The organism is Sorangiineae bacterium MSr11954, from assembly GCA_037157815.1.
Lineage (GTDB): Bacteria > Myxococcota_A > Polyangia > Polyangiales > Polyangiaceae > Pendulispora > Pendulispora albinea.
In genome coordinates this window covers 8193263-8219331 of sequence record CP089984.1, presented here as the reverse complement: position 1 = coordinate 8219331, position 26069 = coordinate 8193263, and the positions used below count along the sequence as shown (strand labels likewise).

The window sequence follows — 26069 nt, the reverse complement described above, 5'->3', positions numbered from 1 at the left end:
TTGCTGGCTGGCAAACTTCGAGACTGCTATTCCGCCTGGACCCTAGCTCGATGAAGGCCGGCAGCTTCTTCGAGCGATTACCGTTCGTTCAGCAGCCAGATCCAAGGCAGGGTGCGGAACAAGCGTTGTTGCACCTCTCCTTGGCCGCGGCGCAGCGCGTGCTGCTGCACCTCGGCATGTCGGACCAAAAATACAACACTCCGGTGACCGTGCATTCGAACGATTCGAAGTCGCAAACAGGAGGTGGCCACATGGACGTGCCAGATGGACGGAGAAGCGAAGTAGATGCTGCGGAGCTCGCGGCGCCGGTGTCGTCGGTGGCCGGCTCGCCCGAGTCGGCATTCGCCATGCAGCCCGCGAAGACGATGGTGTACGCGCCCAAAATTATTGGTATGGCGACTTTGATGGTCGACTCTTTGACGTTCATGTGCTGGTCTCCTGTGTTTCTGGTCATTGCAACTAACGGGCCGGCCGTCGTCACGATGGCACGATATTGATGCAAAATTCGCTGTCGTTCGGTTGTTGGTGAATATAAAATTATGGATCGCCTGCTCGGAATCGGTGTGCCAATAACGATTGCAATCCTGAGCACCGGCGCGCGCCTGAACATCGAGATGAACGATGCGTAATACCGGCGAACGTTGCGAATCTTTAGCTCGAGGGCCACAGGCATGGCTGACCTCAAGCGCGAGATATGGATAGACTTATTTGGGTGGTCCGGCCATCATCCCAATGAGAAAGAAGTGCCTATACAGATATTAGGCAATCGGTATGCCTCCTTCCTCTTTGGGTGGGTTATCAAGGCCTCGAAACAGTTGCAGCGGCGGCGATCCGCGAATCGAAGGATGGTCGACACCGATAGCCGTCGCCTCAAGAAAGAACGACTAAGGCAGAGAATCGGAACTTTGCAGGGGCTCGTTCAAATCGACGGCACCGACGTCTCCCAAAGAGATGAACGCTGCCCAAAAAACCGGATCTGCATACTCCGGGTGCCGCATAAGCAACACCTGCGCGCTTCGCAACGCCTCGGCGCGCGTCACGCCGCGCGAGAGCGCGCCGTAGTAGGCCGCCATAAACTCTGCGGTTGCAAAGTCGTGCACTTTCCAGAGGCTGAGTACCTGACTCTGCGCGCCGGCGATGGACAGCGCGCGCCGGAGCCCGTAGATTTCGTCCATCGTACGCCGATCGATCAGACCCGTACCGCAGGCCGACATCACGACCACGCGGGTGCCTATCAAATCGATTCCAAGGATTTCGTCTGCGGACAAATACCCTTCGGCGAAGCTCGTGTTCACACCGGCCAGCACCACGCCCGACCGTGCCATCGCGTCCACCGCCATTCCGTCGTAATCCGGAAACACCGTCTGCCTCTCGCTGCCCGAGCGAAAGACCCCGTGCGTCGCCAGATGCACCACGCGCGGTCCGTGGACCTTCGCCAAGGCGGCTTTGGTCGCGTGCTTTCCGGTCAGCAAGCGCGCCCGTGGCATCGCGGCGGAGACCGTGCGCGCTTCTGCTTCAGTCCCGGCCAGAGGCATGAACGCGCTGCTTGCGTTGGGGACGCCGAAATCGGGGGCGGCGAAGATGACTGCTTCCTCTCGCGGCGGCTGCCTCGCGCCAAAGCGCAAAATGTCCCGCCCGCGGTCGACATGATTGATTAGGTACCGCGCCAATAGCGGCTCGTTGTTTTCATCTCGAAGAGCCGCAAACGGAATCAAATGAATCGGCCCCTCGAGTGAGAGATGCAGCAACCTCGCCTGGCCGAGGAGTGCGCGCACAGGCAGCATGAGGAGCTCGTCGAGCCGACGCGCCAAGACTCCAGCGTCGGGTGTACGCGCGCCGATCGCCTTCCGAAAGCGCCTGCATAGATCGTCCACGAGGCTCGCCGGCGCGAGCTCTACGAACTCGGGTGGGGCATTCGAGCGGAGCACGTAAGCCACGTACCTCGCGCGACTCCAGTCCCACATTCGTTCGATGGCGGTTCCGCGATGGCCAATCGGCGTGGCAATCACGAATTCGATCAGCGCCGCGTCATCCGCAAGCGCTTTTTGAACGGTGTCGATGGTTACGGGTGGTGCGATTGCTTGCCGAAACGCTGCGCTCTCACCCGAAAGCTCCTCCTCGATGCGGGCGAGTTGCTGTTCGATCGCGCGCCGCCGCTCGGTCTCGCTCGGGCGATCGGCGAGTACCAGGGTCGCGAGCTCCGACGCGGCCGTGCGATATGCATCGAACGACCTCTGCGCCGCGGGAGAAAATGTCTGACGCAGCGCCCGCATCACGTCGACGGAAGCCTCCAAGGCGAGACCTTTGCGCCGCAGTACGGTGGTTAGCGCGAGCGAGAGGGCGGCCGGGTCGTCCGGCGCGAAATCGACGTGGAGCGAAAGGATCGCCATGAAGCGTGCACCAGCTTGAGCTCCTAGGAATGCTCGCCGGGCGCTATCGGGTGATGAGCGCAAGACGCGCTCGATGAGCGGGTCCTCGATCCTGCTCGCGTTCTCGGCGGTGATGATCGCTTTTTCGATCTTCCCCTGGGCGAGGTATACGTGCATCAAGTTATCGAGAGTTATCAACGTGGCTCGCGAGGCCTGGCCAAAGACACGCTCCTCCCTTTCGAGCGTTTCAAGATGGAGACGCTCCGCTTCGTCGAGATGGCCGGCCTCGAGGCAAAGCACCGCGACCGTGTTCCACTGCTTGAGGGTCTCGGGATTGGCGGGGCCCATGCTATCCGAGAGCCTCTGCGCAATCGCCCGTGCAAGAGCGAGCGCTTCGTCGACACGGCCGCGTGCCCGCGCGAGGGCGACCAATCGACTGTCGACGAACGCGACTTGGGAATGATCTGCTCCCAATCGCTGCTCGCAGATGGTCCGCGCGCTGCACAGCAGAGCCTCCACCCTCTTGTAGATCTCTTCGCGTGCGTCGGGTGACGGAAGGCGTTCTACTTCACGCATGCGAGCATCGGCGTACCCTACGAGCGCGGTCGCGACCAGAGGATGGTCGTCACCAAGGTGCTCTCTGAAGAGAGACTGTGCCTCCGCATAAAGCTCGGCGGCATCCGGATACTGCCCGCGGCCGAAGAGCACTTCGGCCAGGTTCTTGATGCTAGCGGCCAGCTCGGGCATCGCGGACGCCTCTTTCGCGATCCTTATAGCATTACGGAGAAGCGGCTCGGGCGTCACGAAGTCGCCGCTGAACATATACGCCAGTGCCAGGTTATTGAGCGTGGTGCCGACCCGCTCATCATTGGCACCGTAAGCTGACTCCAGAATGGTCAGGGCCCTCGCGTTGAATTCGATGGCGTGTGGAAAGTCGCCCAGCGCACGGTACAACCCTCCGAGATTCCCCAGGTTTATGGCCAACTCCGGGTGCTGCGGGCCTAAGATCGCTTCGTGGATGTCGACAGCCCGGTGAAAAGCACGTCTTGCCCATTGGAGGTTACCGGCACCCTGACAGGCGGAGCCCAAATTGTTCCAAGCAACAGCGGCCATACCGCTCCAAGGCCCTTCCACCTCCTCGGCGATGGCGACGAGCTCCGCACCTACCGGAATCGCCGCGCGGAAGTCGTGCCTCTCCATGAGCTCCGCGAACGTCGCACGGAGCCCATCGAAGAAGCGCAGGGCAGTCGATGGGTCCATTTCCAAGAAGCACCTCCTTCGATGCGCACGAGCACGGTTACGTAAAGCCGCGCCGATCGCAACGGCGAATCGTTCCTCTCGCGATGTCAAAACACGCTCACCGCCGGCGCCGAGTACCTCTTCGCGACACGCGGCTCTTCCTCGGCCCCGATTGCGGGCATTCGCCGCTGACCAGACGATTAATCGTGGGCAGCCTATAGATCTCGTTTCATCGAAAGCCCTCGCGGCCTGTTGGGCTATCTGCGCTTACTGGCGGGACTGTTGCTGGTCAGGTCCCCGCCGCGGTCACCGCGATCCCTTACACGTGTGGCTACTTCAGCATTTTTCGGTTTTCCTGAGTAGTCCCCAGGTCTCTGATCATTGCAATCAACGAGCCGATGGTACGAGGACGATGCAAACTGGATTGTTGCCGCAAGTACCGGAACACCTAACATTCAGATGAACGATACGCCAATACCGCGAACGTCGCGAAACCTTGGCACAACGGTATCGCGCAGCATGGGGGACCTCAAGCACGAGATACAGATGGACTTCTTTCGATGGTCCAGTCATCATCGCAATTAAAGTTAGATAAACCGATACTGATATGGAGCAATCGGCGTGCCTCCTTCACCGTCTCGGTAGGTTTATCGGGTCCTGGAAACAGTTGCAGAGATGGCAATGGGTGAATCGGAGGAGACGGACCAGCAGGATGACTCCGCACGCTCTGACGAGGCGATGCTTTCTTCGACCGCGCACATGCGCGCTGTGCATGGGCGCACACTCTGGTCGGTCGCAGAAATTCCTACGTCCGGGGTCATCGTAGGCCGTGCGAACGGAACGCCCGGAGTCGATCTCGTGCTCGACGACCGGAGGATGTCCCGTAGACACATTCGAATCGAAGCTGGAGCACTCGGCTGGCATCTAGTCGACATCGACAGCCGTAATGGCGGATTCGTCGATGGGCGTGCGTTCGCACCCGGCGCGCGTGTCATCCTCGTCGATGGCGCCGTCATCCGAATCGGCGATTCGCTGCTCGTCTTTCGAGCATCGGCGCTCGCTCCTCCCGACGAAGACGATCGCATGTTTCCCGGCGATTCGTCTCTCGCCGTGGTGGTTCGCGGGCAATTACGGCGGCTCGCCGCTACAACCGGACACGTGCTCATTCACGGCGAAACTGGAACTGGTAAAGAGCGTGCGGCTCTGTTCGTCGGTACGACGGGCGCACCGCATCCCTTCATCGCCGTGAATTGCGCGGAGCTCACCCGTGATTTAGCGCGCTCAGAGTTGTTCGGACACGTGCGTGGAGCTTTCAGTGGAGCGCACGTGGCCAAGGGTGGGCTCGTCGAAGCAGCCGGTTCCGGAGTGCTATTCCTTGACGAGGTTGGCGAGCTTCCCCTCGACGTCCAAGGCGACCTTCTGCGCTTCCTCGAAGACGGGCACTCTCGCCCGATCGGCTCGACCGAGCTTCGTCGCAGTTCGGCGCGCGTAATCGCCGCGACCAACGTCGACCTCGACGACGCGGTCCGGACCGGCCGCTTCCGAAGGGACCTCCTCGCGCGCTTGCGGGCGAGTAACGCTCCGGTGGAACTTCCGCCCCTACGTCGCCGTCGCGAGGATATTCTCGGCTGGGCACGACGCTTCGCGCGTGAGGCAGACGCAAGCCATCCCGACATGTCGTTCACGGCTGGAGCCGCGGAGTGCCTTCTGCTCTATCCATGGCTCGAGAATCTTCGTGAGCTCCGCGGTTTGGTTCGGTCGCTGATTGCAGAGCAGCCGAGCGAGCCGATTTCATCGGAAAGGCTGCCGGCGCACCTTCGCACCCACCGGAAAGCACTGCGCGACGACGGTAACCAAACGAAGACGGGCAGTGCTCCCGCGACCAAGGAGCCAACTCGTGAGGAGATCGAGACAGCGCTCCAGGAGACGGATGGAAAGATGCGCACCGCTGCGCAGCTGCTCCACATCGACCGCAGAAAGCTGTATCGACTGTGCGAGCGCTATGGCATCGACCTTGATGGCCATCGTCGTGGAGAAAGAAACGGGAGGTCGACTGATGCCTAAACCATGCGGTCAGGAGCAGAACAATGCGCAATACTTCAGAAGCAAGAGTCCAGGCCGACTCTATGCACTCGTCCCCGTGCGCATCTCGAAGGTCATCAAAAATGCGGTAGGAGCGACGGTATCGTTCCAAGTCCCGGTCCCGGGTCACGCTCCACAGGAAGTCACCCACGAGTGGGGAGACGAGGAGTGGATGGTTTTGGGGTACCCCGGCTCATTTTCGAATGACTCTTTGCCAGAAGAGTTTGCCGTGGGCGATCTATTGCTATCAGAAAAGCTGCTCGAGAGCGTCAAGTTGCCTCGAGAACCTGGCAACCCCGAACTAACTTTGACGGTGTTCTTTAGGCCGAGGTGGCCCGACGCCATAGGTTAGTTCGATGGCTGATCGTAGATTGTAGATCAGTTGGGCGAGCGATGATGCTGGTGTGACTACCAGTGACGCTCTGCCAACGAAGAAGCCAACCTCCAACTCGAGACAACGCTCCGGGAAACGTATGGAAAGGTGCGCACGGCGACGCAGGCGATTCATATCGAGCCCGGAAAGCTGTACCGGGCGCACGAGCGCTTCGGCATTGATCTTGATACCTATCGCCATACAAGCAGGAGGTCCACCGATGGATCAACAATGTCTCAATTGGTCCGATAAGCCAGACAACAGCGCGAATGCCATGCGCGTTCGTGCGGCGTACCCCGGGCGACTCTACGCATCCGTCCACGTGCGAATCACGAAGGTAGACGGTACCGCGGTCTCGTTCGAAGTTCCGGTCCCGCACTCCTTTCCTCAAGAACTCACCTGCACATGGGGGGACGCAAGCTACATGGTTTTAGGGCCGCCTTCATCGTTTCCCGAAGATGCCACTACGTTGCCGCAGGAGGGTGTCAAGGGCGAGCTTCTGGTATCAAAGGAGCTACTGAAGAAGGTCAAATGGCCTAGCCTGAACGCAGGAACGTCCTCGGAGGAGGAGCGAACCCTCGATAGTAACTATCAATTCAAATGGCCCGACGCTTGCCCGCTGCTACTGCCATCCAAGCCCATCGAGTTTTTCCCAACTCACATCATCGTCAAAGGCTATGCAGTTGTCGATAATGCAATTCTAAAAAACAATGGAGAATTCGAAATAGACGTTCTCGACCCATCCTTCGCAGACCGCAATCAGAATATTTCAACGAACGGCATCAAATACATCATCCTGCATCTGACCCAAAAGAGTTTTCATGAAATGAATTTGCCGTTCTGAAGCTTGCAGTATAAAATCGGAGTCCTCGTTTGTATTTTGTAAACATCAATCAGCAAGTATAGCGAGGACTCCGATCGTGCCCCGCAAGATCAAGGCTCGAGCCACCTAACTATTTGTTCTCGAGGACGCGATCTCGTGCGGCATCCATCAACGCTATCAGAGCATTTCTAAATTGAGGCTCCCGAGGCTTTTTTGCTTTCAAGTAGATCATTCCCGAGGGAGAGCGGAAACGTAGATAGCGCCCGCCCAAAATGAGCTCGGCCTCGACGAGAGTGTTCTCATCACCCCATGTTAGTTCGAATTCCATTTCGGGAAGAGACAGAAGAGGTGGCAGCTCTACCCGCGTGTCGAAGGCGTTCTTCAGAATATCGGCTTGGTCAGGTGTGAGCTCGATGTTTTGCTTCGAGTAGTACTGACCCAACGGGCGACCCCCTATGAGTTTTCTGAAGTCGACGGCTACCTTCTGCTCTACGTTTTCCTGCTTGTAACCGGCAGCTGGGGGAGCTGGCTCAGACGCATCCTCGAGCCATTCTTCCTCTGGCCATGGCTCATCGACAGTTGGCGCGATGCCCTGTAGCCCGCGCCAGCGATCCGCTTTGAATTTCTCGAAATCGACTACCACCTCCCGATGCTCAACCGGGGCCGCGATCCCTTCTGCCAATAGCTCGTCGTAGTCTTTGAGGGGCTGGTTCAACGTGATTAGGGAGCCAGTGTACACTCCGTTATGGAAGCTGCGTGACTGTACGACGCTCGGCGCGGCGCTCACCTTGACGAGGCATTGGCCCTGCTTGCCTCGATAAGAATTCCACATTTGTTCGAGGTCGAATAACAATGTCGGGCCATCAGATACGCTATACTCCACTTCGTTGCCGACATCGCAACCGATGAGCCAAACTTTTAGTATCTTCGCTTTCTTCGGTGTTGCTCGTGGCAGACGTTTTTCGAGCAACCCATATCCGGTTGGATTGCTGTCGAGCTGATAATATTGGCCGTGCGGAGGCTTGAAGACGGTTTTGTTCCAGTACGTTCCCAATCCTAAAACTCCGGGTTGCCCGTGGCCTATTATCCTGATTACATCCACATCTGAATCAATATAATCGGTCAATATTTTGCTTATCTCATTTACTGAGGATGCGCGCTTGCAGTCGCCTATGTTTTGAACGATGGCATCGATTGCAATATTTCCATCATCTTTATCATCTGGTTTGTGCCCTTCTTCGGGCTTGGCCACAATCGTCAAGGTCGTCATGTCTTTCTCCTACTCTACACGTCCGCCGGAGGCGCATCGCACACCAAGCGCAAATGAGAACTGGCGTGCCTCTCGTGTATTGCGAAACACCGTCGTTGCATGTTCGAGCTCTGGAGGCGAGTCGACTTGCCCTGCTCGAATGGTTCGATTGGGATTTGCGTCTTTGTCCGTTTGTCCCTCCCTCGATATCCACTCCGCGACATTACCTGCAAGATTCAGGACACCATACGGGCTCTCGTCGCATGTCGACGCCCCCGCGGGCGCGACCCAGCGAAAGCCGTCAGCCGTACCGTCCACGTTGGCACAACGGGGACGGACCTGAGGGCCCCATGGGTAAAGGCGACGCGGCCAGGGATTGAGCTTGCCATCGATGGTCATGCCTCCGCGCGCGGCTTTGGTCCATTCGAAATCACTCGGCAATCGTTTGCCCATGTATCGGCAGAAGGCTTCCGCCTCGAAAGCATCAATTGCCGTCACGGGCATGTCCGGGCCCGCCCCCGCATGGGCGACCGCGGGCTCGGCCGGGTAGGTTGGAACCGCGTATCCAGTGATGGCTTGAAGCTTGGCGAATGGCTCGAAGTCCGCGTTGGATACCTCCGCGCGGTCGATCCCGTACTCACCCAGCTCGACGACCTGCTCGGGTTCCACGTAGTCGGGAAAGTGGGTTGCTGGCTCACCAGGACCGCCATAGACGAATGCTCCGGCGCCGATCGTAATCATGCCTTCCGCGCTGGCCTGGCAAGTCGGGATTGCGATCTCGATTTTCGAAATCGGCCCCCGACGCGAGGCATAACCCGGGAGCGATTGAAGCCGAATCCACGACGGCGCGCATGTTTCACCGGCGCGGCCGCGTCCATCGACACGAAGAAACGCGAGCCCGCCGGGGGCATCGACGCGATCGATCCGGGTTCGACCGCGTGCTACCGAAACGACGCGGACGAGGTCGCCGGGAATCGGTGCACCGGGTTTGTGCGGATCGCCTTGCTGCTGGCCATAGAGGCGCCACGAGAGCGCCGGTAGCGCCACGGCGTCGATTGCACGCTGCAGATGGTCGGCCTTGTCGAAAGGGGTGAGTACCAGCTCGAACTGGCCGAAATCCCGGCCCGCGAGCCGAAGATCTTCGGCCTGGCGCTCGGCGGCCATCTTCTGCTGGCGGTAGGCGGCGGCAAGCGTGAGGGAGCCCACGGTTATGGTCAGGGCCAGTGTGGCTACCGAGATGTTGCGATTCCGGCGTTGGTGGCGGAGACGGGCGCGGTAGTTCTCACCGGCGGAGAGAAATCCGGCGACGTGCGACGGAATGGCGAGATCGAATCGGGCGATGCGCTCGCGAGCCGCCGCGAGGTCTGCGTCGGACCAGGTCTCCTCGTCGCGCCGTCCGCGTCGTTCCCAGAATCGGGCAGCCTCGTCCAGCTCTGCCAACGAGCGCCGCTCCTCGTGCGACTCGTCGAGCCAGCGTGACAGCTGTTCCCATGTGCGAAGCAACGACTCGTGCGCAATCTCCACGACGGAAGGCGCGCCGGCTTGTGGGCTCTGCTGTACGAGCAACCGTGCTGCGAGGAGACGATCCACGACGAGCCCGGCCGGCTCGGGCAAGCCGGCAAGCAGCCGATCGCGCTCTACGGCCCGCCGTGCCGTGCCGACTACGAGGCGCACGAGAAGCTGCCGGGCGATACGTTGCTCGGACGCGGTCAGCTCCGAGACGGCGCCGGCGGCGTGCTTCGCCAGCGCGCCGGCCACCCCGCCCATGCGCTCGTAGGCAGAGCGCAGCAGCAGGCGGCGCTTTTCGTCGCGCGCGTCCCAGAGTGCGCGGCAGGCGAACTGCAAGAGCGGCAAAGCCGCCGCTTCATCATCGCTGAATTCCGCGAGCATGTCGTCGACGACGGATTCATCGTCGAAGCGGTAGTCGATTGAGCGCAAGGGCCCGACGATGATGCGCCGCAACTCGATCGCTCCCAGGCGTCGCGGAACGAACAGCGAACGAACGCCCGGTACGACGCTGAGGAAGTCGTCCCGGATTGCAAAGATGATCCGGACCGGCTCGCGCGGATCGTCTGCCGCATTGAGGAGAATGCCGAGGAAGCAGTGAATGTCTTCCTCGGGGGCGCCATTGGTTCGGAGTTCCTCGAGCTGATCAATCGCGAGGAGCACTTTCGTTCCGCGAGCGAACGCGATGGTCATCAGCCGGGCAGCCAGCAGCGTCGGCGTTTGTCGAAGCGCTGCGGCAAAGATGGCTACCGGCTCATCGACGTGCTGGCTGCTCTCGGCCGGCGAGGTTGCGGCCAGAACATGGTGCGCAAGCGTCTCGATCGGGCGCGCACCAGGGCGCATGCCGATGACCGTCCAGCGCTCGCGCGCGTGCAGCCGCGGCACGATGCCGGCATGGAGAAATGAGGTTTTTCCGGCACCCGAGGGGCCGACGATCGGAAGACAGGGGACCTCGCGAAGGCGCTCCAAAAATGCCTCGATCTCTTGCTCGCGGCCAAAGAAGAAGCGAGCGTGCTCCTCGTTGAACGCGGCGAGGCCGCGATAAGGGCCGTCGTTCGGCTGCGCCGGTTCCCGGTTATCGAGAATCTCGTCCAACGCATTGAACCATGCGCGTGCCGAGGGCCGGTTCTGTGGCTGCGGATCGAGCGAGCGAACGATCAAGTCGATGAGCGGCGGCGGCACGAGCGGCTCGAGGCGGCTGCGCTCGATGCTGGGAACCCCACCCGCGGCGACGTGTCCTCGGACCTCGACGTCGCCGTGCGGGTGCGCACCCGTGAGAAGGTGCGCGGCGATGGCGCCCAACGCCCAAATATCGATCCGATCCGAGGGGACGCCTCCCCTCCATTGCTCGGGCGCCATCCAGTTGGGCGTGCCGCCTCCGCGCCTCTGCCGGCCGGTTTCGGTGTGAGCAAGACCGAAATCGACGACGCGTAGTCTCCCATCTTTTCCCAACATGACGTTGCTTGGCTTGAGATCGCAATGAATGACGCCGGCGGCGTGCGCGTGGGCGAGCGCATCGGCGATGGCACGCGCCACCCGTAGGACCTCGTCGACTCCGATGCGTTCACGGTCGGCGCGCTCTTTGAGCGTTTCGCCATCGACGTACTCGAGCGCCAGAAAGAGCGCGTCGACGTGCTCGCCCACGTCGTAGACCTGGACGATATGCGGGTGATTGAGCGGAGCGATGGCCCGTGCCTCGTCGACCAACCGCGTGGTGCCGGGCGCTTCCAATCGATCGGAGTGGAGGAGCTTGAGCGCCACGGAACGACCGAGATTCATGTCGCGGGCCAAAAACACCCGTCCCATTCCACCCTCGCCGAGGAGGCGGCGCACTTGATAGCGGCGCCCGATCACGGTCCCGGGCACGACCAGCTTCTCTCTTGGCGCCGGAGCCGCATCCACCGTACGCGGCAGTGCGCTCGAGGTATAGGACGACGAGTCGCTCTCGGTACTCTCCCCCGTTCCGATCCCCATCGCTCCCCCGACGGCCGCCAGTACGAGCGTCGCGTACGTCAATGTACTTCAGGGCGGTGCACATGCGCGAGACATGGGCACGCTCATCGAGCGGGCTCGCGCCATGCGGTTGCGGAATCGGTGCGGATGCGAGCTTACATTGGATTGAAATGAGCAAAGCCGATAGGCGTGTAGATGTCCGGATGACGACGCTCCACGCGTAATTGCATTTAGTGGAACGATTGCTGCGTTAGCTGGAGCAGGGGGCGTATCGACCCCGTGCCGATTCGACTACAATGAAATGCTATAGTGACGGCTTCAGGGTGCCGGTCGCTTTCGCCGTGGAGCTCTGGCGCTCGGGGGGCGAGTACGGGCGGAGCTCTTGGAACCCCAGAACGGCAGCGATGGTTCGCCTCGCAAACGTATTTGGCACCTCCCCGATTTCGATGCCCGCGGACGTCGGCGTGGTGGTCGACACACTCACCATGCGGCTCGTATGGATGCTTCCGCGGCTTGTCAATTCGGATGTGACGGTCCTTTTGACCGCGGAGACTCGAATCGGTCGTTGACGTGGCGTGCGCGCGTCATCGCGGCGACGAACCGCGATCGCGGGGAGATGTTGCGTGAAGGCATGTTTCGCGGCGATTTGCTCTTCGCATTTCGGTCGTGACCGTGTGCGTTCCGTCTCTGGGCGAGCGCGGTGAGGATCTGGAGCTGCTGGCGCGGCAGATCCTCGCGGATTTGTCGCGGTCCCGGTAACGTCCGCGAGCTGCGAAACGCGATCGATCACGCGCTGCTATGGGTGACCGTCCGCTGATCGAGCCATCGGATTTTCCGCTCATCGTGAACGCGGCGCTTACCGCGATGGCGACCGCAGCGCAGCCTTCCGCCGACGAAGGCGCGCTCGTGCTCCCTTCCCCGCGAGCCTCGAGTGGCTGGTGATGCGCATCATCGAGGGTGCGCTCCGGCTGACGGGCGGCAAGCGAACGCAAGCCGCCGCGCTTCTCCGGATCAATCGGCAGACCCTTGTACAACAAGCTCCGGGAACACCGTGAACGGGTCGCCGATGGCCCCCGCGCTGCCACCGCGGGTCACGTCGCCGGAGTCGTCGACGCTGCGCGTGACGACGACCCATTGCCATTTCGCGCCGCCCTCCGCTCCTCCGCGAAGTAGCGCCCCGTCGCCGTTTTCGCGCGCGCGAGCTGCGCCGGGGTGCCCTCGAAGACGATTTCGCCGCCGCCCGCGCCGCCCTCGGGGCCGAGCTCGATGACCCAATCGGCGGAGGCGATCATATCGGGGTGGTGCTCGATGATGAGCAAGGTGTCGCCGCGCGCCACGAGGCGCTCGAGCGTGACGATCAGGCGGCGCACGTCGGTGAGGTGGAGCCCGGTGGTCGGCTCGTCGAGCACGTAGACGGTGGGCTCGTGCGCGACCCCCGCGGTGAGCTCCGAGGCCAGCTTCAGGCGCTGCGCCTCGCCGCCCGAGAGCGTGTTCGAGCCTTGCCCGAGCTGCACGTAGCCGACCCCCAGCTCGACCAAGGTCGCGAGCGGACGCGCGATCTTGGGGTGCGCCGCAAAGACGTTGGCCGCGTCCTCGGCGGAGAGGTGCAGCACGTCGCCGATGGTCAGCCCCGCGTAGCGGATGTCGAGGGTGGACGGCTCGAAGCGCGCGCCGCCGCACGCCTCGCATGGCGACACCACGTCGGGCAGAAACGCCATCTCCGCCACCGTCGCGCCTTGGCCCTCGCACGCGGGGCAGCGCCCGCCTTTGCCCGCGTTGAAGGAGAAGCGCGCGGGCGTGTACCCGCGCACCTTGGCCTCGGGCAAGGACGCGAAGAGGCGGCGGATGTCGTCCCAAATGCCGAGGAATGTGGCCGGCACCGAGCGCGGCGTCCGCCCGATGGGCGATTGATCGACCGCCAGCGCGCGCCGGACGTTCTTCGCCCCCTTCAACGAGGAGAACCTCCCCGGCTCGTCGCCCACCAGCCCGAGCTCCCGGCGCAGGGCAGGGTAGAAGACCTTTCGGACCAAGGTGCTCTTGCCCGATCCGCTGACCCCCGCCACCACCGTCATGCGCCCGGTGGGGACGCGCAAGTCGACCCCTTTGAGGTTGTGCGCGCGCGCCCCCGTGAGCTCGATGAGCTTGTCCGCCGGGGGCCGCGCGGGGCGCACCACGCGCGCCGTCTCCACCAGCGCGCGCCCGGTCGGGGAGCGCGGATCGCCGAGCACGCGCGCGGCGGGACCCTCGGCCACGATATGGCCGCCGAGCCTCCCGCCGCTCGGACCCAGATCGATGAGGTGGTCGGCGCTCTTGATCGTCTCCGCGTCGTGCTCGACGACCACCACGGTGGAGCCGGTATCGACCAAGCTCCGCAAGTTGCCGAGGAGGTTCTTCGTGTCGCGCGGGTGAAGGCCGATGGTCGGCTCGTCGAGCACGTAGAGCGCGCCCGTGAGCCCGCTGCCGAGCTGCGCGCTCAGGCGAAGGCGCTGCATCTCGCCGCCCGAGAGGGTGGCGGCTGCGCGGTCCATCGAGAGGTACCCGAGCCCCACGTCGACCACGAACGAGAGCCGTCGCAGGAGCTCGGCGTGCGGCGCGCGCGCCACCTCGAGATCGCGGCCCTGGAACTTCCACTTTCGCGCCGTGGCCAGCGCGGTCGCCACGTCGTGCCCCACGAAGTCCGGATACGTCTCGCCCTGGAGCCGCACCCTCCGGGGAACGGCCGAGAGCCGCGTGCCTTCGCAGACGGGGCACCTCGCGCGATGGGCGAGATCCTCGTCGTCGTCGCCCGGCAAAAGACCGGTCCCTTCGCAGGACTCGCACTGCCCTTGCTTCGTGTTGAACGAGAACCAGCGCGGATCGAGCTCGGGGACGCCCGTTCCGCATTGGCTGCAGCTCTGGCTGGTGGACCAAATGCGCGCGTCGCCGTCCACGAGGTCGGGCCGCCCGCGCACGACGCGCAGCGCTCCATTGCCAAAGCCGAGCGCCGTGTCGAACGTCTTGCGGTCGAGCGCGTCGAGGCTCCCGGTGTACACCAGCAGATCGATGGTGTGCTCCTTGGTCTTCGCCAGCTTGGGCGGCGGATCGATGGCGACCAGCTCTCCATCGACCCACGCTTCGGAGATGCCCGCGCGCGAGGCCAGGGTGAAGAGGTCTTTGTACGTCCCTTTTCGTGCGCGCACCGCGGGGGCGAAGATCGTGTGCTTTCCGCGGCCGTGCTCGGGGGCGAGCCGCGCAAAGAGCTCGTCGGGTGAAACGGTGGCGACCACCGCATCGCACTTCGGGCAGTGCAGCTCGCCGACCTTGGCGTAAAGGAGCCTGAGGTAGTGCGCCACCTCGGTCACCGTGGCCACCGTGGAGTTGGACCCCGCGCGCGAGAGCCGCTGCTCCAGCGCGATCGACGGCGGGACCCCCGTCACCCGCTCCACATCGGGGCGCGGAAGCATCGGCAGAAACTGCCGCGCATACGGGGTCAACGTCTCCATGAAGCGGCGCTGGCCCTCGGCGAACACCACGTCGAACGCCAAGGACGATTTGCCCGATCCGCTGGGCCCCGTGATGACGCACAGCGCGCCGTGGGGGATCTTGCACGAGACCGACTTCAAATTGTGCTCGCGCGCGTGCTCGACGGTCACGGCGTGGATCTGCGCTCTCTCTTCCCGGGATGCTCCGGCCTGACGGCCGTCGTGGGTCTCCTTCGGAGACTCACGTTCCCCTTTCCAATCTCTCCTCTCCTCGGAGGTCGCCGTGCGAGTTGGAAGATCGGGCGCCTCCGAAGAGGAAGCTCGCAGCGCCGCGCCCGTCTTCGATCCGCTCTTCGCCGCCAAGTGCTCGGGCGTCCCGAACGCCACGATTTTCCCGCCCCGCGGCCCGGCGCCCGGGCCCAGATCGATCACCCAGTCGGCGCTGCGGACGATGTCGAGATCGTGCTCGACCACCACCACGCTGGCGCCTTCGTCGACCAAGGACGACAAGGCGTCGATGATGGCCACCGTATCCTCGGCGTGGAGCCCCGCGCTCGGCTCGTCGATGACGAACAAGGTGCCCTGCGCCGTCTCGGTGAGCGCGCGCGCCAGCTTCAAGCGCTGCGCCTCGCCGCCGGAGAGCATCGAGAGCGGCTGCCCCAAGGGCAAATACCCCAGGCCGACGCGCAGCACCGGATCGAGCGCGCGCCGGAGCACGTAGTCGCGCTGCGAAGGAGGATCGAAGATGCGGAGCGCTTCGGCGGCCGTCATCTCCAGCACTTGGCTGATGTCGTACCCCCGGTACTTGACGGCCAGCACCTCGGGCCGAAAGCGCTTCCCCTGGCAGACCGCGCACAGCAACGTCACGTCGGCGAGGAACTGCATCTCCACCGTCTCGTAGCCCTCGCCCGCGCAGGCCTCGCACCGGCCCGAGCGCGTGCCGTCGCCGCCCACGTTGAACGAAAAATGCGACGCCGTGAACTTGCGCGCCTTGGCCTCGGGCGTGTCGGCGAAGAGGGCGCGAAAGCGGTCCCACGCCTTGGTGTACGTGGCCGCGTTGCCGCGGGCGGTGCGGCCGAGCGGCGCTTGATCCACCAGGCACACGCGGGCGATCGGCTCGGTGCCGGTGAGCGCATCGTGCTCCCCCGGACGGGGGACCTTGGTGTCGCCGAGCTTCCGCGCCACCCCGCGGTAGAGGATCTCTTCGACCAAGGTGCTCTTGCCCGAGCCGCTCGGCCCCGTCACCACGCACACGGTGCCGAGCGGAAAATCCACGTCGACCCCGGCCAGGTTGTTCGCCCGCGCCCCCCGCACGGCGATCACGTCGTCCGTCACCGCGCGCCGTTTCTTCCCGCCGTCCGCCGCCCGCGCGGCGCCGGCAGCCAGCGCGCGCCCCGTCGGCAAGTCCGCGCGCGCCGCGAGCCCTGCGGGCGACCCGTCGAACAGGATCTGCCCGCCTTCTTTCCCCGCGCCCGGCCCCAGCTCGATGACCCGATCGCACGCGCGCACCACCTCGGTGTCGTGCTCGATGACCATCACCGTATTTCCGGCGTCCGAGAGCCGCCGCATCACCTTGGCGAGGGCGGGCACGTCGCTCGGGTGCAGACCCACGGTGGGCTCGTCCAGCACGAAGAGCGCCCCGGTGAGCGACGCACCGAGGGCCGTGGTGAGGCCCGCCCGTTGCGCTTCGCCGCCGCTCAAGGTGCGCGCTTGCCGATCCAACGTCAAATACCCGAGGCCCACCGCGTCGAGGTACCCGAGGCGCGCGGCCAGCTCCTCGCGCAGGCGCTTGCCTTGCGGATCGCGGACCTTCACCTCCAAGATCCGCGCGAGCGCATCGCTGACCGCGAGCCCGTGCCAATCCGCCAGATTCAGGCCGCCCACCCGGTACGCGAGCGCCGTTTTGTTGAGCCGTGAAGCTTGGCACGACGTGCAGGCGACATAGTCGCGGTAGCGCGAGAGGAAGACGCGCACGTGCATCTTGTAGGTGCGCGACTCCAGCCATTTGAACCACGCGCGCACCCCGGGATACTTGCCGCCCTCCCAGGTGCCCTCGCCCTCGATGACCATGGCGCGCTGCGCGGGCGCCAGATCCTCCCAGGGCACGTCCACCGGGATGCGCTGCTTCTTGCAAAACTTGGAGAGCACCCCGCGCTCCCACTCCGAGCTATTGCCCGTCCACGCGCGGATGGCGCCGTCCTCGATGGAGCGGCTGGGATCCGGGATCACCTTGTCCCAGTCGATTTCAATCGTGCGCCCGAAGCCGCGGCACGCCTCGCACGCGCCGAGCGGCGAGTTGTACGAGAAGAGCGCCGGCCGCGAGGGCTCGAAGGCGCGCGCGCAGCTCGGGCACGCCAGCCCGCGCACGACCGGCACGTGCCCCGTCGAGGCGCCGCTCGTGGTCCCCGACTTTCCAAACAGCGACTCGGGAAAGAGCTCGCCCGCGGCATCGACCCGCAGCTCGGCGCGCCCCTCGCCACGCTCCCACGCGAGCTCGATGGCTTGCTGCAGCCGGCGCTCGTCCTCCTGGCGGACCACCAGCCGATCGAGCAGCACCTCCACCCGAATATCGGGCGCGGTGGCCTCGCTGGGGCGCACGTCGTCGATGTCGCGCACGGTCCCTGCGACCATGAGCCTGCGGTATCCGTCGTGCACCAGGTTCTCGCGCAGCTCGAAGAAGTGCGCCGGATCCTGCGCGCGGATGGGGTAGCTGACGGTGGCCTTCGAGCCCGCGAGCTTGCCGGTGAGGGCGCGCGCGGCTTGCTCGGGGGTGGTGGCCACGGCCGAGACGCCGCAATCCGGGCACGTGGGGACCGCCTCGCGCGCAAACAAGCCGGCGAAGTACGGCTCGAGATCGGCCATGGTGGCCAAGGTCGAGCGGCTCGACTTGATGGGCGCGCGCCGGTCGACGGCCACGGTGGCCGCGATGGGATCGAGGCGGTCGATCGGCGGGCGCTCGAGCCGCTCCAAAAATTGCCGCGCATACGGGCTGAAGCTCTCGACGAAGCGCCGTTGCCCTTCCGCGTACAGCGTATCGAGGGCCAAAGACGATTTGCCCGCGCCGCTGCGCCCCGTGACCGCGACGAGCTGCCCGGGGGAGAGCGTGAGATCCACATGACGAAGGTTGTGTGTGCGCGCACCGCGAAGAACGACCGGGAGCATGAAGGCCACGCAATATGGGGCGGAATTCCCCGCGAGGCCACTGCATCGAAAAATGCGGCGCTTCGCCGTTGCTATTTCGGCGACGGCAAGGTGAGGCGGAAGGTCGCCCCGCCATCGGTCGCGATGAGGGCAAGATCGCCCGAGTGTGCGGCGGCAATGCGCCGCGCGAGAGCAAGGCCGAGACCGGTACCACCCACGCGCCCGCTCACCAGCGGATCGAAGATGTGCGCGGCGATCTCCGCAGGTACCCCCGGGCCATCGTCTCGCACCTCGACGACCAAGGTCTGTGCATCCATCCACGCGCGCGTGGTGATGGTCGGCGCCTCGGGCGAGCTCGCATGGATCGCGTTCTCGTAGAGCGCATGAAAGAGACGCGCGGCCAGCCCCGTGTGCGCGTGGATCCGAATGTCCGCGGGGGTGATGGCGTCGTCCCACTGCGCCGCGCCTTTTCCAATCTCCGCGCGCGCCGCGACCAGCACGTCGTAGAGCAGGACCGGCTCCGCCTGCGCCGGCTCTCCCCGCGCGAGCGACATGAGATCGTCGACGATGGAGTGCGCGAGGCGCGCGTGCCGCTCGATCTTGTGGATGTGCGGCGCGCTCGCGGTGGGATCTTGCCGTGCGACATACGCGCTGGCGGTGATCACCTGCAGCGCATTCCGAAGTTCATGCGCGACTTCGGTGGCGATCTCCCCAATGGCAATGAAGCGCTCGCGCGCCAGCTCGTCGTCCCACGTACGACCCACAGCTCTAGGCTAACATCAACTCTTTGAGGCTCTGCTCCCTTCCGAGGAGCGAAAATCGAAGAATCGCGCCATACCGCTGGGGTCTAAAATTACGCCTAGATTGCGCGCAGCAGCCGTTTTCCCAGCTCGTTGGCGGCGAGCAGCACCAGCGCCATCCCGGCGCGCCGGCCCGCCTCGACGACGAAGGTCTTCTTCGGGGGCTCCGGCATCATCCTCTGGACCAGGATCCTCCGCCAGTCGCGCCGCGCCCGCTGAAGCGCGCGATGTTGCGCGACCACCGTGGCAGTGATCACCACGACGAGCAGCCCCGCCACGCCAAGCCCGACGGGCGCCATGGCTGTTTTCGCTTGGTGACCGATGCGAACGACCGAGTGCCGCCGTCGGTCCAAGGTGTCGAGCGTATGGAAAAGCCGGGCGCGCGCGAGCTCGCGCTGTTGCTCGAGCTCCACGTGCGAGTTGGTTTGAAGCGTCATGCGATATGCTCCTTCAATTTCTTGATCTCGCCCTCGATGCGGCGCCTCGTTTCGCCGGCCGGTTCTTTGGGTATGAACCGGTAAGCCAAACCCCCTGCCACGACGGCCACGACCAAATAAACCCCGGCGACCGCCAGCGCGATCGCTCCCCCTCCGCCGCCCTGCAAGCCCAAAACGAGGGCCATCGTGGCGGTGGAGAGGAAAAGCAACGTCGCCGCCAGCGCGATGCCGGCGGCAATGGCTGCGCGCTTCACTGATTTCAGCTGATCGCGCGCTTCTTCCTTGGCTAGCCCGACCTCGATGCGAACGAGTTCCCGTGCATCCTCGAGGGCTTGCTTGATCAGTTCGCCCGTGGGGGCTTCGTCCATATGCCGCAGATCCGCACGCGGCTCCATGCTTAGCGGCCGGTCCATGGTAGGAAGAGGTGCATTGCGCGTGCCGGGGCCTTACCTTTCCCTGCGCCTGACCTCGTTTACCCACACCAACATGGACGACAAGCTTCTCGCCCACCACATCGCGGAACGACGAACGTTCGCGATCATTTCCCACCCCGACGCGGGCAAAACAACGCTCACCGAGAAGCTCTTGCTGTACGGGGGAGCCATCAAGCTGGCGGGCGCCGTCAAGGCGAAGCGGGGTCGCGCCTCCGCCGTGAGCGACTGGATGGAGATGGAACGGGAGCGCGGAATTTCCATCACGTCGAGCGTGCTGCAGTTCCCCTACCGCGGGCTCTCGATGAACCTGCTCGACACCCCCGGCCACGCCGACTTCAGCGAGGACACCTACCGAACCTTGCACGCGGCCGATGGCGCGGTGATGCTCCTCGACTGCGCCAAGGGCGTCGAGGCTCAGACGAAGAAGCTCTTTCGCGTCTGCCGCCAGCGCAAGATGCCCATCTTCACCTTCGTCAACAAGATGGACCGCCCGGGCCGCGAGCCCTTCGACTTGGTGGGCGAGGTCGAGAACGTGCTCGAAATCGGGGTGTACCCGGTGACGTGGCCCATCTACCGCGGCGCCACCTTCCGCGGCATCGTCTACCGCGGCTTTCACAAGGACGAACCCAAGCGCGTCTACCTCTTCGACGCTGCCCGCGCCGGCGTGTCCAGCGCGCTGCTCGGCTCCGAGGTCGCCCCGGTCACCGTCACGGGCCTCGACGATCCGGCCTTGGTGCGCGAGCTCGACGACGAGGGCTATTCACGGCTTCTCGAAGAGTCGGCCCTGCTCGACGAAGCCGGCGACGCCTTCGATGGCGATCGTTTCCTGGCGGGCGAGGTCTCGCCCATGTTCTTCGGCAGCGCCATGAACAACTTCGGCATCGAGGCGTTCCTCGAGGCCTTCTGCCAGCGCATGCCGCCCCCGGTGGCGCGCGAGGGCTCGAAGGGCAAAGTCGATCCGCTGGGCGCCTTCAGCGCGTTCATCTTCAAGATCCAAGCGAACATGGATCGCTCGCACCGCGACAAGGTGGCCTTTTTGCGCGTCTGCTCGGGGCGATTCGAGCGCGGCATGCGCGTGCACCACGTGCGCACGGGCAAGGCGATGCGCCTGGCCAACCCCACGACCTTCCTCGCGCAAGAGCGCACCATCGTGGAAGAGGGCTTCGCAGGCGACGTGCTCGGCGTCTACGATCCCGGCGTCTTCGAGATCGGCGACACGCTCACGGCGGGGGAGAACTTCACCTTCGAAGAAATTCCGAGCTTCTCGCCCGAGTTCTTCGTGCGCGTGATGATGGTCGATCCGCTGCGGCGCAAGCAGCTCAAACGCGGTCTCGATCAGCTCGCGCAAGAGGGGACCATTCAGCAGTACACCCCCGAGCGCGGCGGCGATCCCATCCTCGGCGCCGTCGGCCGTCTGCAGCTCGAGGTCGTCAAGCACCGCCTCAAATCCGAATACGACGTCGACGCCCGCCTCGAGCCATTGGCCTGCGACTTCGTCCGCTGGGTCTCGCGCGAAGACGGCGGCGAGCTCGATCTCCTCGCCTTCGACCGCGAACGGGTCGGCATCCCCGCCCGCGACGTCCGCGGCCGCGCCGTCGTTCTCTTTGCCGGGGAGTGGCAGCTCAATAGCGCCAAGCGGGAGTTCAGCGGCATCAAGTACACGGAAACGGCGTTTGGCGCAGCCGTAAATGGGAGCAACGCGTAGCTTCGCCATCGCGGCGTGGCGAGGGCGCGACCTGCGTGCGTTGAACAACGCGTAGCGCGAGCCGCGACTTAAGATTGCGTCACGAAACCGCACAACGACTCTCCTCCTGCACCCGATGATCAGGCGCAGGAGGAGTCCGCGTGATGTTGCCGATACCGCTCGCGGTTTATTTTGGGTGTGCGGCGCGCAACGCGAGTCGTGCGAGTCGACCGGGCGTGTGTTCTCGTTGTTCGAGAACGGCTACGGGCTCGAGAAGGACGTCAACGACGAGGGGCGGGCGATGGTGAGCCGTGAACACGAGGCGCCGCTGCTTCTTCTTCGCGAGCGTCCCGAGCTCGTTGCCGAGTTGTTGCGGGATTTATTTGGTGTCGCGATCCCGGAGCACACCGAGGCGCGCATCGAGCCGGCGGACTTTACGCAGGTCTTCCCGGTTCAGTTTCACGCCGATCTGGTGATGACCTTGAGGCGCGGGGGCGTGCCCGTGATGGGGATCATTGCCGAAGTGCAGCGAGGCGAGGATGCGGACAAGCGTATCTCCTGGCCCTTCTACAACGCGATTTTTCACGCAAAGCATCGTTGCCAAATCGTCCTCATCGTCATTGCCGAAAGCGAGCGCATTGCGCGATGGGCGGAGCAACCCATCACGACATTGCAGATCGGCTCATCGTTCACGCCTCTGGTGATCTCCCCGTCGCGCGTCCCAGTCGTGACCTCCGAGGAAGAAGCGTCTCGCACCTTGGAGCTCGCCGTGCTCTCGGCGTTGGTGCACGGAAAAAAGCATCGCCTCGCCGTGGGCCGTCCCGCCGCGCATGCTACGGTCACGAGCAATCTTCCGATCGAACGCCGCGTGCTCTACCTCGACCTGATCCTCTCGGCGCTGCCCGCGGAGGACCGTGCTAAGCTGGAGATTGAAATGGACTTCACGGGCTACCGGTTCAAGAGCGAAACCTTCCGCCGGATGGTCGAGGAAGACTTTGAGAGGGAACTCCCAAAGAGGCTCGCCGACGCCGTCGCTATCGAGCTTCCGAAACGCGTCTCCGAAGCCGTCGCTATCGAGCTTCCGAAACGCGTCTCCGAAGCCGTCGCTATCGAGCTTCCGAAACGCGTCGCGGAACAAGTTGCGGAACAAGTTCCGAAACGCGTCGCGGAAGAAGTCTCGAAACAAGTCGCCCAAAGCGAAGCCCGAGCCGTGATCGCCGTTCTCGAAGCCCGCAACGTGCCGATCGACGCAGCAGCCCGCGAACGAATTCTCGCCTGCAGGGATCAATCCGTCCTCGAGCAATGGATTCGCCAAGCCGCCACCCTCACGTCCGTCGATGAACTTTTTCGTGCTCCGTAACCTCACCCTGTAAACGCAAGCCGACTCGGTTTGCCACCGGCAAGATTCTCGTAGTGGGCCGTGACATTCAGACAGTGCGTCAGGCTGCCGCCCCGATCGATCGTGGCGATGGCCGCCGCCTCGGCGTCCTTGATCGCACGGGCGCTCCGAAGGAGCTCGACGGCCCGCTCCGGGGCAAGCACGATCATCCCCTCGGCATCGGCAAGAACGACATCACCCGGTGAAACGGTCACGCCCCCGCAGGTGACCGGGATCTGCAGCTCACCAAGCTTGTTGGTCCCACCCGCCATGGGCACCACGTACCGGCTGTAGACGGGAAGATCGCAGCCCGCGACATAGCCCACATCGCGGTAACCGCCGTCGACCACGATGCCCCCGAGCCCGCGGCTCTGCGCCGCGCGCGCGAACAGCTCCCCCGCGTAGGCGATTTCTTTGCCGCCACCGTCGACGACCACGACATCGCCGGGCTTGGCGCCCTCGATGGCCTGAACGACGCCAAAAAAATCGTCGCGGCAGCGCACGGTGAACGCGGGGCCGCACATCCAGCGGTTCTTGGACCGCGGCTGGATTCCGAGCAGTACGCGGGTCGTCTTATCGGCATCGCAGATGGCGGTAACGTCGACATCGCGTGCGAGTTTTCGGATGAGCTCTAAGTCGATCACGGTGCGCTCCAAGAAGGGTAGGGGGACGAATCCGTATCTCAATTGAAATGCGCCAATGCTCCAACGAGAGTAGCCCGCGATCGAAGCCGGACGCAGCCCATACGCTACATCCGGCGCATGATCGGCGCGCGAAGCGCCACGTCGGCGGTGCTGCTGAGATGTTCTTCGAGGACGGGCTTGGCCGCCTGCAGGACCCGGCGAATGTCCGTGTCCGGCGGGTGGGCCGCGAGAAGCCACCCCCGATCATCGCCCACCAAGGGGGTGAGCAGCATCTTGTCCTCGTAGATGGTCGTTTGGCCGACCAAAAAGTCCTGGGCGATGTCCTCGTAGGGGGTGCTCTGCAGGGTCATCTCCACCGTTTGCCGCTGGTCGATCGCTCGCCGCGAGAAGCTTCGCTCCAGCGAAATGGAGTTGGCTAGGAGAACGGTCGCAATGGACGCGGGCGCCTGCTGCAGCGCCTTCGACGCCTGCCCCGAGCGCAGCGCCTGCAGAACGACTTGGTGGTCGACGGCGTAGTAGACGCGCTCCTGGCTGACCATGACCAGCCATACCTTCTCGGTCGCCGAGGCGCGATCGTAAATGAATAATTGCCTGCGCAACAATTGCAGCGCCTCCGACTCGTAGGGGCTGCCGACGGAGGTGAGGGCGCGCTGCACTTGCTCGCCGAGCCAGAAATACCCGGTGGTGAAGGCATCGAAGATGTGCGCGTGAATTCGATCCGTGACGGCGGCCCCCAAGGCGGTTGGCGTCGAGACTTGCAGCGCCTCGTAACGCCCGATGGAGCTCGGAATGGTCAGCTCCGTATGTGTATAGGCATCGCCCGCGTGAAGACGGGGCACGGTGGCATCTTGGAGCAGCACGTGCAGCAGCCGATCGCGCTCCAGATCGGGCCGCAGCTTCAGGATCAAGGTGCGGTCGCCCACCCGGACCACGTTCTCCAATGTCCGGATCGTTCGACCTGGCTCGCGCCCCAGCGAGGAGAGGAGGCGCTGCTTGCACAAGCTCGTGATCGCGTCCTCCACCTGGTCCAGCCGGAACAAAAGCCCCGGCGACGGTGGAAGGCTCTCGCGGAACGCATCGAGCGTCTCCAGCAGATCGCGCCGCCGCTCCGGCGAGGACTCCCACGCGCGCTCCTTGGGAAACGATGGCGAGACCCGCGTCTCTTGTGCGATGGGCGCCGATGGCACGGGAAGCGGCACGGCATCCTTCACGACCAACGGCGCCGCCCCTGCGACGGGTGTCGACGATCGTGTCGGCGTGGGGGCCGGGGCGCCGGGCGCGGGCGGATCCGTGTGCAGCTCGAGGGGGCACGACGGCGGCTCGTTCAGCGCCAGCTCTGCGCTCAAAAGGGTGCGAACGCACGCCGCCACCCGTGAAACCGGCTGACGAAACGCCTGCTCCGACGTTTGCACCAGCGCCGCGCGCATCTCGCGCGCCGAGTACCATCGGTCCCCAGGGTCGAAGGACAACGACCGGTCGACGAACTGCACGATGACCTCGGGCAGATTGGGCGCCGCCGCGCGCAGGGAGCGGGCGCGTCGGGTGGCCGCCGCCGCCAGCTGCCCGTTGGCGCTCTCGATGTGGTGCACGAACTCACCCGAGAGCAGTGTAAAAATCGTGGCGCCCACCGCCCAACAGTCGCTGTGCGGCCCGATGGCGTCTCGGTTTCCGAGCGCTTGTTCGGGCGGCATGAACACCGGTGTACCGACCACACGCTCCGTCGTGTCGGTGACACCCTGGCGATCAATGCGCCGCGCAATCCCGAAGTCGAGGATGTGAACGCTGCCCGCGGCCGTCACGAAGATATTATCGGGCTTGATGTCCCGATGCACGATGCCCTTGGCGTGGGCACTCGCTAGGACATCGAGCGCGTCCAACATCAACACCGCCACCTCCGCGAAGGGGAGCTGCTTGTTCGCCCGCTCCCAGCGCGCCCGCAAGGATTCACCCTCCAAGATGGGCATGATCAAGAACGCACATCCGTCCTCGTCGACATCGTCGTCCAAAACGGGGACGGCGCCAGGATGTCCGACTTGATTCGCGACATACGCTTCGCGGCTGAAGAGGTGGTAGATGTCCGGCTCGTTCAGCAGGTGCTCGTGCAAAAATTTGATGGCGACCCGATGGCCATTGCGGTGCGTCGCTGCATAAACAGCGGCCATTCCTCCAATGCCGAGCAACTGGTTGATTCGGTACTTCTGCTGAACCGTATTCCCAATGCGGGCCAGTGCGCGCGCCGACACGGACGGGGGTACGTTCGAGTATGGCATTCTGAACTCCCCAGCGCGATTCCCCCAACCGGTGGCATAATGTTATGGACTCGCAAGCTTTGCAAGCGACGCGGGGGTTTCGCCATGGATGTCGAATCCGAAGATGCGATGAGCGCAAAAAACGCGGACAACGCGAAGACCAGGCAAGACCAAGAAACGAAAGGAAACGGAGACGAGCGACACCAACGAAACGAGCGACAAGAACGAAACGAGCGACATGAGCGAC

General features: G+C 64.0%; 14 protein-coding genes. 5 read left to right on the top strand and 9 right to left on the bottom strand.

Annotated features, from left to right (window positions below; genetic code table 11):
* Positions 1-50 precede the first annotated feature (50 nt).
* Positions 51-497, top strand: a complete 447-nt coding sequence (locus LZC94_31760; GenBank protein ID WXB12411.1) for a hypothetical protein — start codon at positions 51-53, stop codon at positions 495-497.
* A 387-nt stretch (positions 498-884) separates the two neighbouring features.
* Here LZC94_31760 and LZC94_31755 read toward each other — a convergent pair whose 3' ends face one another.
* A complete protein-coding gene (locus tag LZC94_31755; GenBank protein ID WXB20280.1) occupies positions 885-3629 on the bottom strand; it encodes a CHAT domain-containing protein in 2745 nt (914 codons plus the stop codon).
* A 660-nt stretch (positions 3630-4289) separates the two neighbouring features.
* On the opposite strand from LZC94_31755, the gene LZC94_31750 reads away from it, so the two are divergent.
* On the top strand, positions 4290-5672 hold the full coding sequence (locus LZC94_31750; protein WXB12410.1) for a sigma 54-interacting transcriptional regulator: 1383 nt from the start codon (positions 4290-4292) through the stop codon (positions 5670-5672).
* 611 nt (positions 5673-6283) lie between these two features.
* Complete coding sequence (locus LZC94_31745) at positions 6284-6907, top strand: hypothetical protein (protein ID WXB12409.1); 624 nt, start codon at positions 6284-6286, stop codon at positions 6905-6907.
* A 109-nt stretch (positions 6908-7016) separates the two neighbouring features.
* Here the strand turns inward: LZC94_31745 and LZC94_31740 are convergent, their stop codons facing one another.
* From LZC94_31740 to LZC94_31715, 6 genes are all read right to left on the bottom strand, one after another.
* Positions 7017-8156 carry a hypothetical protein gene (locus LZC94_31740; GenBank protein ID WXB12408.1) on the bottom strand — a complete coding sequence of 380 codons (1140 nt, stop codon included), beginning with the start codon at positions 8154-8156 and terminating at the stop codon, positions 7017-7019.
* A 9-nt stretch (positions 8157-8165) separates the two neighbouring features.
* Positions 8166-11420, bottom strand: coding sequence for an SUMF1/EgtB/PvdO family nonheme iron enzyme (locus tag LZC94_31735; protein WXB20279.1), 3255 nt, complete (start codon positions 11418-11420; stop codon positions 8166-8168).
* Between the two features lie 1265 nt (positions 11421-12685).
* Positions 12686-18217 (bottom strand): excinuclease ABC subunit UvrA, encoded by a 5532-nt coding sequence (uvrA, locus tag LZC94_31730; protein WXB12407.1) that lies wholly within the window; start codon positions 18215-18217, stop codon positions 12686-12688.
* Between the two features lie 71 nt (positions 18218-18288).
* Complete coding sequence (locus tag LZC94_31725; GenBank protein WXB12406.1) at positions 18289-18960, bottom strand: HAMP domain-containing histidine kinase; 672 nt, start codon at positions 18958-18960, stop codon at positions 18289-18291.
* 95 nt (positions 18961-19055) lie between these two features.
* Positions 19056-19433 carry a hypothetical protein gene (locus LZC94_31720; GenBank protein WXB12405.1) on the bottom strand — a complete coding sequence of 126 codons (378 nt, stop codon included), beginning with the start codon at positions 19431-19433 and terminating at the stop codon, positions 19056-19058.
* Positions 19430-19801: a phage holin family protein gene (locus tag LZC94_31715; protein WXB12404.1), complete on the bottom strand. Its 372-nt coding sequence runs from the start codon at positions 19799-19801 to the stop codon at positions 19430-19432. Before LZC94_31715 ends, LZC94_31720 begins: the two co-directional genes overlap by 4 nt.
* Before the next feature lie 118 nt (positions 19802-19919).
* Here LZC94_31715 and LZC94_31710 point away from each other — a divergent pair, with 118 nt between their 5' ends.
* Together LZC94_31710 and LZC94_31705 are read left to right on the top strand one after the other, a co-directional pair.
* Positions 19920-21572, top strand: a complete 1653-nt coding sequence (locus LZC94_31710; protein WXB20278.1) for a peptide chain release factor 3 — start codon at positions 19920-19922, stop codon at positions 21570-21572.
* Positions 21573-21789: 217 nt separating this feature from the next.
* Positions 21790-22911: a hypothetical protein gene (locus tag LZC94_31705; GenBank protein WXB12403.1), complete on the top strand. Its 1122-nt coding sequence runs from the start codon at positions 21790-21792 to the stop codon at positions 22909-22911.
* Between the two features lie 2 nt (positions 22912-22913).
* Here LZC94_31705 and LZC94_31700 read toward each other — a convergent pair whose 3' ends face one another.
* Both LZC94_31700 and LZC94_31695 read right to left on the bottom strand, forming a co-directional pair.
* Positions 22914-23573, bottom strand: a complete 660-nt coding sequence (locus LZC94_31700; protein WXB12402.1) for a hypothetical protein — start codon at positions 23571-23573, stop codon at positions 22914-22916.
* 104 nt (positions 23574-23677) lie between these two features.
* Positions 23678-25816, bottom strand: coding sequence for a serine/threonine protein kinase (locus LZC94_31695; protein ID WXB12401.1), 2139 nt, complete (start codon positions 25814-25816; stop codon positions 23678-23680).
* Positions 25817-26069: the final 253 nt, after the last annotated feature.